The 13086-nt window shown below is 44.9% G+C and carries 7 protein-coding genes; all 7 read left to right on the forward strand.

Annotated elements, in window-relative coordinates:
• The first annotated feature begins 194 nt into the window (after positions 1–194).
• The 7 genes from MKY48_RS15700 to MKY48_RS15730 all read left to right on the forward strand — a co-directional run bounded on the left by MKY48_RS15700 (position 195) and on the right by MKY48_RS15730 (position 12573).
• A complete protein-coding gene (locus MKY48_RS15700) occupies positions 195–4649 on the forward strand; it encodes a glycosyl hydrolase family 8 (RefSeq protein ID WP_339293374.1) in 4455 nt (1484 codons plus the stop codon).
• Between the two features lie 282 nt (positions 4650–4931).
• Positions 4932–6287, forward strand: coding sequence for an amino acid permease (locus MKY48_RS15705; protein ID WP_339293375.1), 1356 nt, complete (start codon positions 4932–4934; stop codon positions 6285–6287).
• A gap of 300 nt (positions 6288–6587) precedes the next feature.
• Complete coding sequence (locus tag MKY48_RS15710) at positions 6588–7262, forward strand: response regulator transcription factor (protein ID WP_076323391.1); 675 nt, start codon at positions 6588–6590, stop codon at positions 7260–7262.
• Complete coding sequence (locus MKY48_RS15715) at positions 7259–8626, forward strand: HAMP domain-containing sensor histidine kinase (RefSeq protein ID WP_339293376.1); 1368 nt, start codon at positions 7259–7261, stop codon at positions 8624–8626. The genes MKY48_RS15710 and MKY48_RS15715 overlap by 4 nt, the downstream gene beginning before the upstream one ends.
• Positions 8627–8854: 228 nt before the next feature.
• Positions 8855–9838 carry an alpha/beta hydrolase gene (locus tag MKY48_RS15720; RefSeq protein WP_339293377.1) on the forward strand — a complete coding sequence of 328 codons (984 nt, stop codon included), beginning with the start codon at positions 8855–8857 and terminating at the stop codon, positions 9836–9838.
• A gap of 169 nt (positions 9839–10007) precedes the next feature.
• A complete protein-coding gene (locus MKY48_RS15725) occupies positions 10008–10988 on the forward strand; it encodes an alpha/beta hydrolase (protein WP_339293378.1) in 981 nt (326 codons plus the stop codon).
• A gap of 130 nt (positions 10989–11118) precedes the next feature.
• Positions 11119–12573, forward strand: a complete 1455-nt coding sequence (locus tag MKY48_RS15730) for an alpha/beta fold hydrolase (RefSeq protein WP_339293379.1) — start codon at positions 11119–11121, stop codon at positions 12571–12573.
• The last annotated feature ends 513 nt before the right edge of the window (positions 12574–13086 follow it).

Below are 13086 nucleotides of genomic sequence, written 5' to 3' on the forward strand. Positions count from 1 at the left end.
TCATGATGTCCTCATTGTACCCGAAGCCGATTGAATTGTTAATCAAAATAACAGCAATATATGTTGAAAAGGGCCATTTTTAAATAAGATTCCGCGAGAATCCTGAGAAAACATCGGATATATTCAAGAAGGCGGGATTCATATCGAATCCTCAAGCCAAACCGTTCATGTTGAACGGGAAAGGGGTGCAAAGCATGCGAATCAAGAAGAAAAGAGGAAGGAATCCGCAAAAAATGTTCTTATTGTTTTTAGCATTATTGTTGATCCCCTGGACATTGCCGGCAAATTCATATGCCGACTCCGTGACGGGTAAGCCCGAGCTAGCCTCTGGTGGGTCGGGGAAAGCGGCCGAGGCCTTACTCGCCGAATGGGTCTTCAAGAACAAGGGAGAAGGAGGCATCCATCCTGCAACCGGAGGGCTCAACAAGTCTTCCTCCATCCTGCAACAGGTCGGAGGATATTTTGAATACTACGACAGTAAAGCCCAAGATATTAGCTACCAGGGCTGGGATAACGGCCAGGGCAAGAAATATTGGTTGGCCATGGTTTCTACCTCAGCCTACAAGAATATCAAATTATCTTCGGAGCAAAGCTCTTCGGGTTCCGCTCCTAACGATTTCAAAGTACAGGTAAGTACCGACCGAACGGTATGGACAGACGTCCCGGGAGGCACGGTTCAGATGAATATCGTTTCAAGTTACAATTGTCCGAATCAATCCTGCATACTTAATAACGTCTCCTTGCCGAATGCAGACGATAAGCAAATGCTGTATATCCGCTGGGTGGTTAACTCCAATAAGCCAACCAACCCTAAAGATAATCCGAAAGGCATTGGATCGGGAGGTTCCAGTAAAATTCGGAACATTCGCGTAACCGGAGAACCGATTTCCGGAACAACGCCTGAACAGCCTACCATCGACGTATCCTATGTACCGGAGCAAGGTGCGGAAAATGTAGCCGTAACAACGCCGATTGAGGTTAAGTTCAATAAACCGATCACGGTAACGGCCAAACAGGACATCACGGTTCGGGATGGCCAGAATCAGCCTGTTCCAAGCCTTGCCGTCGAAGTCATAAATCAAACGACCTTGCGCATGGGGCATGGCGGATTAGGTCAAGGGAAAAGCTACAGGGTTACCATTCCCCAAACCGCGGTCCAAGGAAAAGACGGCTCTCCCCTGATTCGAAATATCGAGTGGAGTTTTACGACTGTAGGTTCAGTCTCTCAGCCGAAACTCATTAACATGACCTTGAACGGCGATCCTAAAACAAGCATGGCTTTTGCTTGGTACACGGATACCTCGGCCGGAACGAAAGTCCAGGTAGCCGAATCAACGGGAACCGGTAACGTGTTTCCGAAAGAGGGTGTTCTTGAATTCACCGGAACTTCCGAGGAAATTTCGACTTATATGACTAAGAGTGACAGAACGACGGGTAAGAAGAAAAAGTTTTTCAGCCATAAAGCAAGCGCAAATGGATTAAAGCCGGGAACCGATTATGTATTCCGGGTAGGCGACGGTTCGATATGGAGCTCCGTAGGATCGTTTAAAACCGATTCGGCGACTCCACAGCCATATCGCTTTATCGTGGGAGCCGACTCTCAGGCCTCGAGCAAATCGGGCTTTGAACCATGGGCAGATACCTTCAAGAAAGCTTACGAACATATTGGTAACCCCAAATTTCTGATCAATGCCGGCGATCTGGTTGATAATGGCGACCTGGAAGAGCAGTGGCAGTGGATGCTCGGGCTTGCGCAGGAGCATCTGATGAAAGTGCCATTTGTACCCGTACTGGGCGGACACGAAGTATCGGATTGGGACGGGGATGCCACAACGCCGAATAATAACTTTTACAACCATTTCAATCTGCCACGGAAAGTGGTGGATGCGACACATGATGGCTCGGTCTATTCTTTTGAATACGGCGACGCGCTTTACATGGTGTACAACTCGCAGTTTGACGGCAAGCTGAACGAAGACGGCTCCGTCGACTGGGATGATGATCAGCACGAACAGTTTTGGAACCAGATTGATTGGATGCGGAACACGGTTGCGAAGACCGACAAGAAGTGGAAATTCGTGACGCTTCACAAAGCGCCTTATGCAGCTGGCGATAATTCCGCGCAATGGGAAGGAGATCGCGTTAAATTTTACAGGAAAAATCTGATTCCGGTTTTTGACGAACTTGGCATCGATATGGTGTTTGAAGCTCACGATCATATGTATATGCGTTCCTTCCAAATGTACGGGGACAAGGTCATCGATCCGAAAAAACTGGAAAAAGACGAAGCAGGCAACGTTGTCAATCCTCAAGGAACGGTGTATCTGATGTCCAATGCGTTTGGAAACAAATTTTATTACAAGAACGAACCGTATGACGACTTCTTTGCAGCAATTAACAACCAGCCGAAGAAAAAAATGTTTACGGATGTGTCGGTTGCAGATCAAATTCTGAAATTCGATGCCTATACGGCCGCTGTTGAAGATGAAGGAAAGAGCGGATACGGGAAAAATGGGCTGAAGGTGTACGATCATTACGGTATTAAACGAACAGACACCAAACCGGATCCGGTGGAGGGAGCACAGGTTAAACTCCAAGGTACCAAAGCTACGTTGACCTGGAAGGCGCCGTCCTCAAGTAAAGAGCAGGTAAGAGGATTCCGTATTTACGAAAAGGATGACAAGATCAGCAAGCATTGGAGCCTCTATGTGCCAGTGAAGTCGGGAACGTCGCAGTACAGTGTTGTTATCGACAAATTGAATCCGGATATCCAATATAATCTGGTGATCAAGTCTGTTGGCAGAAGAGACAATTCCAGCCCAGTCACGGTAAGCACTTCGAATCAGACCGAGGGGAATGAGCCCTCATCCGCTTTGGATGGTTTGGCGGGCAAAGGCGTGTCTCCTTTCCAAATTGACCTGACCTGGAGAGCGCCATCTGGCAAAGCGCCGGATCGTTATCATGTTTACCGCAACGATAGTCACGTTGGAACAACCAAGGAAATAACATATACCGATACCGGGCTGACGCCTGACACGGAATATCGGTACAAGGTGACGGCCGTTACCGCGGGAGGAGTCGAATCGCTGCCGTCTGAAGAAATCCGCTTGAAAACGATGTCTTCTTCACAAGGCACCGGGCCTTACAAGCCGTTTCCGCAGCATACGGCCTACACCTCCGGCTCGATCAAGCCAAATCATATGCAACAAGCGCAACTGGATGCAACCGTTGCCCGGCTGTATGATGAGTGGAGGCAGAAATACTTGAAAAAGAAGCCGTATCTTCAATCTACGGAGCCGGATCAGTACTACGTCTGGTATGCCGACGGGGACTGGTTCCAAGAAGAGTTTGACAAGGAGCTTAATGTCAAGTATCAAGCGATGACCGTTTCGGAAGCGCACGGATACGGGATGCTGATCACCGCACATATGGCGGGCCATGATCCTAAAGCTAAGGCTTATTTTGACGGACTATATCGATATTTCAGAGCACATCCGAGTAAGATCAACCCGGACCTTATGGCTTGGAAGCAGGGCGATACAGGTCGGGCCGTTGTGGATGTCAGCGGCGTGGATTCGGCCACGGACGGTGATATGGATATCGCATACGCGTTGCTCCTTGCGGATCGCCAGTGGGGAAGCGATGGTGAGATCAATTACTTGGCCGAAGCCAAAAAAGTAATTGACGCGATCATGAAGAGTGATGTTAATCATGCTGAGTGGACATTGAAGCTTGCAGATTGGGTAAGCGACGACGATGCTAAATATGGCAGTGCTACGCGTCCTTCCGATTTTATGCTTCAGCATTTGAAAGACTTCAAAAACGCGAGCGGAGACGCCAATTGGGACCGCGTCATCGACAAAACCTATTCCATCAGTGAGGGATTATACAAAAAGTACAGTCCGAATGCGGGGCTGCTGCCCGATTTTGTGGTCAAGAAAAACGGCAGCTATGCTCCGGCAGATTCAACATTCCTGGAGTCTGAAACGGACGGGGACTATAGTTATAACTCTTCACGTATTCCTTGGCGGATCGGTACGGACGCTCTCATGACAGGGGAAACTCGTGCCAAGGAGCAGCTAAATAAAATGACGTCATGGATTCGCCAAGTGACCGGGAATGATCCAAGCAAAATATATGGTGGTTACAAGCTGGATGGATCAAAAGTACTCGTGGATTATACGGATACTTCATTTTCTGCGCCGATGATGGTCAGCGCCATGATCAATCCGGCGAATCAGGAGTGGCTCAACCGACTATGGGACCACAATGCCTCCATCTCCACGAATGATGATGTGTACTTTGGGAATACGCTGCGTCTCCTAAGCATGATTGTCGTTTCGGGTAACTGGTGGTCACCGACCATCGCGGATACCGAAGCGCCGATGCAGCCAACCATCGAAGAAGCGGTAGCCGTATCCGATTCATCGGTGGAATTGAAGTGGACTCCTTCATTCGATAATGCGGGCATTGCAGAGTATAAGGTTTATCGGAATAATACCGTCATTGGAACGTCGAATACGACGGATTATAAGGATAGCGGCTTGACGCCGAATACAATGTATCAATATTTTATCGTTGCGTACGATACTTCCGGTAACATGTCCAAAATCAGCAATGTCAGAATCGTCTCAACTGGGAAGCAATAAATGTAATGCGATGATGATCAAACTATGAAGTACTGTCCGTCACTGAAGCAGTGATGGTATGAGCTAGCCATAATCATAACGAATGAATAAAGAGCCCGGGACCTCCCCGGGCTCTTTATGATCCGCTCCAGGAACAACCTATTTACCGTTTATTAAAGAAAAAGAGGCATTAGAGCTCTCGTACTTCCTCATTCACTTTGCGAATTTCTTAAGTTGTTTCCTTAGCAGAAAAGGTTATACTTATCAATAGGTTAATTTGAAAGTCATCAGGGGGATATGTGAATGGCAAAACAAGATGAAGTTTCATTACAGAAGAAATTGAGGCCAAGGCATATCAGCTTTATGGCGATGGGCGGTGTAATCGGCACCGGGATATTTAAAGGAAGTGCCGAGACGATCAGTCTCGCTGGCCCGGGCGTTATTTTCTCTTATATCTTTGCGGGACTGCTTCTTCTGGTCGTTATGGGAGCGATGACGGAAATGGCTACGGTGTATCCGGGCCGCAATATGAAAGATTTTGTTCGCGAAGCCTTTGGTAAGCGGGTTTCTTTTGTCATGGGCTGGATGTATTGTTTCATGTGGCTGTCGGTATGCGTGATTGAAGTGATTGCGGCAGGCAGCTTTCTGCAATACTGGTTTCCGGAGGTTCCGCTGTGGCTGCTAAGCCTTGCAAGTGCGGCACTCATTATTTTAATCAATATGATGAGTGTTGGAAGTTTTGGCGAAGTGGAATTCTGGCTTGCCGGAATAAAAATCGCCATGATTATTAGTTTTATTGTGCTGGGAAGTTTTCTGATGTTTGGCATTATTCCGAGTTCGGACACCCCGTACTTTCAGAATTTCACCGCACATGGCGGGTTTTTGCCAAATGGATGGTTTGCCATATTCTCGGCTCTGCTTGTTGTCACCTTTTCGTATGGAGGCTCCGAGCTGATCGGTCTCACATTAACCGAAACCGAAAATGCGGAGAAAATCCTGCCTAAAGTTGTACGCAACTTTATTTTAAGGGTGATTTTGTTCTTTACGCTGCCCATCCTGATCATATGCGGATTGATTCCGTGGAACCAACTGGGAGGAGAGGCAAGTCCTTTCGTTCAGGTGTTATCCGCTACGGGATTGCAGGGCACGGCCCATATTATGAATTTCATATTGGTAACGGCCGTGCTGTCGGCAGCCAACTCCGGCATCTATGGCGCGACGCGCATGATCTATTCCATGGCTGCCGCCGGGGAGGCTCCAAGGAGCCTGGCTAAGACCACGAGTAAAGGCATTCCGCTCAATACGTTGAAACTCTGCGCAATCATACTATTAGCGGGTTCCTTGCTTGGATTGATCGCGCAGGACCAACTGTTTCGGGTTCTGATGGCGGTTCCGGGCTTCGTTGTGGTGCTGGTATGGATCTGTATTTGTTTCTCCCAGCTGAAGCTTCGCAAAGCTTATCCGGTGCAGCCCAGCTTTAAGGTATGGGGCTTCCCCTATGTAACTGCGTTTACTGCGCTTTGTCTATCGGTGATCACGGTCCTCTTCCTCATCGATGGACAGAATCGGGTCAGCATCAGCGTATGTCTGTCCGTTCTGCTGTTATTGGTTGTCTGGTCCATCATGAAATTCAAAAAAGAGGCAGAAACGCATAACTGAGTGGAATATACGAAAGAGAAGGCGGCAGGGGAATCAATCCTCTGTCGCCTTTTCCATGCGTGTGAACAAGTTTGCGTGATGCGGCGATGCTCCTTAACCCATGGCAGATTGTTAATTAACTGAAACGAAATGGAATCAGCGGCTGTTTCTACGGAAGCAGCCGCTGATTTGTGCAGGGAAGAAAGCATTCGAGGTGCATTCCATGATAATTCCGGGTATGATGATTAGGTAGTATGGGAGTGATTCATTATACTTATAGTAAAATGGTTACTTCAATATGAGATGGGAAAGAGGGAACGGATGCCTACTATACTGGTTGCTGACGATGATGCGAACATTCGCGAACTCGTCTGTTTATTTCTAAGGAACGACGGATTCACAACGGCCGAGGCCGCGGACGGCAAGGAAGCAATGAACGTCTATGCCTCAACGCATGTTGATCTTGTCGTGCTCGATATTATGATGCCGATTATGGATGGCTGGACGTTGTGCAAAGAGCTCCGAAGAGTTAATCCTGATCTTCCGATACTTATGCTGACAGCGAGAGGCGAAACATGGGAGAAGGTAAAAGGATTCGAACTTGGAACAGACGATTACCTGACCAAACCTTTCGATCCATTGGAGTTAACGGTGCGTGTGAGAGCATTACTTAAACGATACCGGATCGGCTCTACACAGACGATTCAGTTAGGAAGCGTTACACTTGATCGGCAAACCTATAAGGTGATGAGAGGAACAGAGGCGCTCACGCTGCCGCTCAAGGAGTTCGAATTGCTGTATAAGCTTGCTGGTACACCCGGACAAGTCTATACGCGCGAGCAATTGATCGATCAAATTTGGGGGATTGATTATGCTGGAGATGATCGAACCGTAGATGTACATATCAAACGCTTGCGCGAACGGTTTGCGGCTACATCTGATTTTCGGATCGAAACGGTTCGTGGGCTTGGCTACCGGCTTGAGGTTTACGAATGATTAGATCTTTATATATCCGTGTGGTCCTGACATTTCTAGTCTCCGTCATTGCGGGCACGATCATTTCTTTTTTTATGTCCACTTGGATATTCGAAGATAAATTGAACCAAAACGCTCAAATCAACTTGCGCAACTTTGGACAAGACATCGTGCAGATTTACAAGACCCTGCCGTTACGTGAAGCGGACTCGTTCGTAAGTGGAATGAAGCAGCTCGATTCTTATCATATTCGGATTTACGAAGCAACGGGAGTGTTCCAGTCTTACGGTAAACTTAACGGACACAAACCTGCTACGGTGACGATGGAGCAGTTAAAGAAAGTCATCGATGGAGGCGTTGTTCAAGACACGCCGAATGGTATTGCTACGGTTCTCTTAGGGTTGCCGGTTAAAACAGAAATGGGAACGAAAGCGATGTTTTTGGAGACGCTCGCTCCACCTTCTACCTCTTTTGTCGCCAAGTGGGGATTGATCTTTGCAACCTGTTCGTTGATTGCAGGAAGCTTATTGATTCTTATTGCCTCTGTATTCCTGGTCAGACCAATCAAAAAGCTGACAAAAGCAACCAAACGTATTGCAGCTGGAGATTTCAACGTCAAGCTGAATATTAAGCAAACGAGTGAGCTAGGTACGTTGGCTCGCAGTTTCGAAGACATGATGCACGATCTCCAGCAACTTGAGCAGATGCGCAGGGAATTCGTAACGAACGTGTCGCACGAGGTACAGTCCCCGCTCACCTCGATATCCGGTTACGCTCAAGCGCTCAAGCAAGTAGACCTCTCCGATCAAGAACGAAGCCGGTATCTCGATATTATCATCGCTGAAGCGAAGCGGATGTCCACCATGAGTGATAGCCTGCTCAAGCTGAGTATGCTGGAATCGCAGTCACAGCAACTGCGGCTCGTCACAGTCAGTCTTGATGAACAGATTAGGCGAGTCATCGTGGCGCTCCAACCGCAATGGTCTGCCCGCAACATTCATTTTGAGCTTGATTTACAGACCGTTAAAGTAACGGCTGATCGTGACCAATTGAATCAGGTATGGACGAATATCCTCAGCAATGGCATCAAATTTTCCAAGGATGGCGGCGTGATTCACGTCAGCATCCAGCAGGATATCAAAAACGTGACCGTCCGAATATCCGACACGGGCATCGGTATTCCCCTGGAAGATCAGAAGCGCATATTTGAGCGTTTTTTCAAGGCCGATCGTTCACACAGCCGCAAGTATGACGGTAGCGGTATGGGACTTGCCATCGTGAAGCAGATCGTATCGCTTCATCAAGGGGACATCCGAGTAGAAAGTGAACTAGGTCAAGGAACAACCTTTATTGTCACGTTGCCAATCACTACACCAACGGAATAATTAGGCTTACAGGATAAGGTAGATGTATAGAATGTCCATCCGGATTGTCTAAACCGTATTTTCATGCCACGTTTCACATGCAAGCTTTCTTGTATGTGAAACGTGGCATTTTTTTGTTAGTTCATACTCCGTTCATGTTGTCGTCATGGTGAGGACATCTTGGTTGGTTAGGCTTGCATGAACGGCTTGTTACGGCCATTAACCAGATGAGGACAGGAGCAGATGTGTGTGACAAAAGTAAGAGAGAAGAAAAAATGGGGTGGAACCAAATCGAGGAAAGTATTAAACATTTTGCTTAAAGTATTAGGTGCAATCGTTATAGCTATCCTACTTTTTGTTGCCGCCGTGTATACCGTTAACAAAATCAGCAGTCATTCGGAGCAGAAGAGATTGGAACCTTATGGTCAGCATGTATCTGTAGATGGGAATCAGATGAATGTCACCATTCAAGGAAAAGGCGAAGAAACCGTCGTGATTTTACCCGGCTTTGGAACGGCATCGCCAGCACTTGATTTTAAACCGCTTATTTCAGAGTTATCCCCACATTATAAAGTCGTCGTCGTAGAGCCTTTTGGTTACGGATTGAGCGATCAGACCGAAAAGGAACGCAGCACGGCAAATATCGTAAGTGAGATTCATGAAGCTTTACAGAGTCTCCATATTGATCGTTATATCCTTATGGGCCATTCCATTTCCGGGATCTATAGCCTGGATTATGTGAACAAATATCCTAATGAAGTACGTGCATTTGTCGGACTGGATAGTAGTGTTCCAGCGCTAAGTGAACAAAAGATTGATTCGTCAGAAACACAACCGATTAAATGGTTCCGTAACTTAGGTTTCGCCCGATTACAATTGAAACTGAGTGCTGACCCTTATGATGGACTGCCTTATGATGAACAAACGAAAGAACAATTGAACATTCTGATACGCAAAAACATGTATAATACCACTCAATTAAATGAGGCAGAAAGCATGTATTCCAACTTTAAAGCAGCTGAACAGCTAACTTTCCCTCCGAATCTTCCTGTTATTTTCTTTATTCAAAAGAATCACCCGGCAACGGACAGATGGATTCCCGAGCACGAGAAGTTAATAAAGGATTCTATACATGGTGAAGTGGTGCTGCTGGAAGCGAACCATTATTTGTATCGTTCCCATGCCAAAGAAATTGCTGAAAGATTCAGGGGATTTATAAAGGAAATTCAATAATGTGTTCCCGCCAATTTATCCGCCAATGACGTCGCAGTAATTATTCATTTTTTTGCTTGTTCATACTCCGTTCATATTGACGTCACGGGGAGTACATCTTCATTGGATAAGATTTCATTAGCGACAATGAGGAAGCCTATCAAATAGCTCTAGACAGGAGAAGATGAGAGTGACACAAACAGAGGTAAAGAAAGCGAAGAATGGATCGAGGGCCAAAAAAGTACGAAACATGATACTTAAAATACTAGGAGCAATCGTAATTGCCATTGTTCTGTTTCTAGGTATTGTTTATATCACGAATGTGATCAGTAGCAATTCGGAGGCGAAAAAGATAGAGCCCTACGGCCAGCACGTATCTGTAGACGGGAAAAATATGAATGTGTTCATTCAAGGCGAAGGCAAGGAAACGATCGTGCTTCTGCCAGGTTATGGAACAGCTGCACCAGCGCTTGATTTCAAGCTGCTCATCGATGAGCTATCTCCATATTACAAAGTTGTGGCGGTTGAGCCTTTCGGTTATGGATTAAGTGATGGAACTGAAAAAGAACGAACCACAGAGAATATCGTAAGTGAGGTTCATGAAGCTCTACAACAGCTTAACATTAACCAATACATGCTCATGGGCCACTCCATTGCAGGCATTTACGGCATTGATTATGTAAACAAATATCCAAACGAGGTGACTGCCTTTGTCGGAATCGATAGCAGTGTACCAACACAACCGGGTATGGATGTTAAATTCCCATTAAAAACGTTCGCATTTCTTAAAAAATCAGGTCTCCAAAGATTGGCGGTCAAATTTGGTAGTGACCCTTATACCGGACTCCCATTTGATGACCACACTGTAGAGCAGATGAAAATGCTGTCGAATAAAAACTCAAATAGTTCCACGATGTTGAATGAGATGGACCATATTTCTTCCAATTTCAAAGGGGCTCAAGGTTTAACATTCCCTAAAGATCTTCCACTTCTTCTCCTTATACAGGCGAATAATACAGGCGTAGAAGGATGGATACCTTTGCACGAAGGACAGATCAAAGACTCGGTACATGGAAAAGTAATAACAATGGATGGCGAACATTATTTACACCATACATTATTTAAAGAAATAGCTGAAGACGTTAGAGCATTCATGAACGAAGCGAAGTAAATATCCTGTAAAAGTCTACTCGTGATTTCCCAAATGTGTATAAATGAATATGAAAAGCCGTTCTGTGGTGCGGTATTTCCATAGTATGTGCAATTCGGCTGACAACCGTGATGACAGAGAGGAATTCAAAATGAGATTATTTGAAGTACTTTTAGTTCTATCCTGTTTCGCTTTACTCGTAGATCTATTGTTTATGAAAAGAAGTGCAAAGAAAACAGGATTGGGTGTGGGTATAGGAAGTAGCGTTATATTATTAGTTCAATTGTTTGTTGAGGGATACAGATGGCAGTTACTTTTGGTATATATTATGACGGCGCTATTCATACTCATCGTTTTATTGAGACATTCAGGTAAGATGGTGAATCTAAAAATAGGGAAGCTGTTGAAGTATAGTTTATCTTCCCTAATCGTCATTTTACTTGTTGTATCTACCGGCTTGGCTGTATACTTGCCAGTCTTTGATTTGCCGAAGCTTGAAGGTCCAGAGAAAGTGGGTACTCAAACATTTCATTTTACAGATCAGAACAGAGATGAAGTCTTAACTGAAGATCAAAGCGATAAGAGGGAGCTAATGGTTCAAGTTTGGTACCCTACTGAAAATAGGAATAACAACAAGCGTGGAACTCTTTTTCCAAATGATAAAGAAATGTTCAAAAAGTTTATTCAGAGCTTCTCTACTTCTTTAAAGCTGCCCGACTTTGTGCTCGATTACTGGAAGTATAATAGAACCAACTCTTATGAAAATGTAGAAATATTACCTTCTACAAGTCTTTATCCTTTGGTACTGCTATCTCATGGTATGGGAACCAGTAAAGTTCTACATGCATCACAGGCCGAGAATCTGGCCAGTCATGGGTTTATCGTGGTCACAATTGATCATACGTATAGCACCTTTGCTACCATTTTTCCGGATGGCCGTGTAACGGACTATAAAACTAAGATGACCACCGTAGAAGATCGCAGGGAAATAGGAAATATATGGACACAAGACGTGGAGTTTGTAATCGATCAAATTGAAAAGCTAAATTCAGGTGCAATTGAAAGTCAATTTAAAGGGAAAATAGATTTAAATAACTTAGGCGTAATGGGGCATTCTTTTGGGGGTGCAACGGCATTTAATACAACTTATTTAGATCATAGAGTCAAGGCCGGGATTAATATGGACGGGTCACTATATGAAGTGGAAAATAGAGATGATATAAACAAGCCGTTTATGTTCATCAGATCGGGAAGTTTTGAAGACTGGTTAGCCAATTTTGAAATTGATAGAAATTCGGATGACGAAGTAACTAAATCTCTTTCAGATGAGCTGCACATTATGAAAAATGTAATCAATCATGGGGGAAATGTGATTTATGTAGAAGGAACCCAACATTTCAATTTCACGGACCTTCAATTCTATTCAGAGTTGATTAAACTGACGGGGATAACAGGAGATATCAATGGTAAAAGAGGATCAAACATCGTAAATCAATATGTACTCGATTTCTTTAATAAGCAGCTGAAAGGAACAAGTGGCAATCTGCTTCAGGGACCGAGCGACATGTATCCAGAGGTGAAGTTTATAGATCCGGAAGAACTTTAACCGATCATGTCCGACGGAGTAGAGTGAATTCGTCTTTAGTAAAAGGAGTACCGCCAACAATTTAACGAAAATTTACGCTCAGGATGGATCAATAGTTAAAAAGCCGGATTTTCCTACTTTAAGGAATCCGGCTTTTTGTTTGATAAATGAGTTACGATTTATGAATCTCTTTCGTAGTATTATTCAACGCTTTAGCCCCATCAACTCGTTATTTCTTCGATGATGTTACCGTTTTGTGTTCAATAACTTGTAATACTTTTGGTTCAATAGCTTTTAACATTTATTCACTTTGCATTCAGAGGGCCCTCCTAGGTAAGCAGCTTACACACTATATTGTCTCTCTATCAAAAAAAGGTTCGGTTTTTTTTATTTATTTTTTTCGAGAACGAGTAGGTAAACCCGGCTACCTAACTATTATACAGTCCGTTTACATTCGACTATTTAGCTAGGTGTCAATGTCACAAAAGCCTTGTTCGGTATTGTTATATACATTGAAAAAAGAAACCACAAGGA

The sequence above is a fragment of the Paenibacillus sp. FSL W8-0187 genome (assembly GCF_037969755.1).
In the GTDB taxonomy this organism is placed as follows: domain Bacteria; phylum Bacillota; class Bacilli; order Paenibacillales; family Paenibacillaceae; genus Paenibacillus_AQ.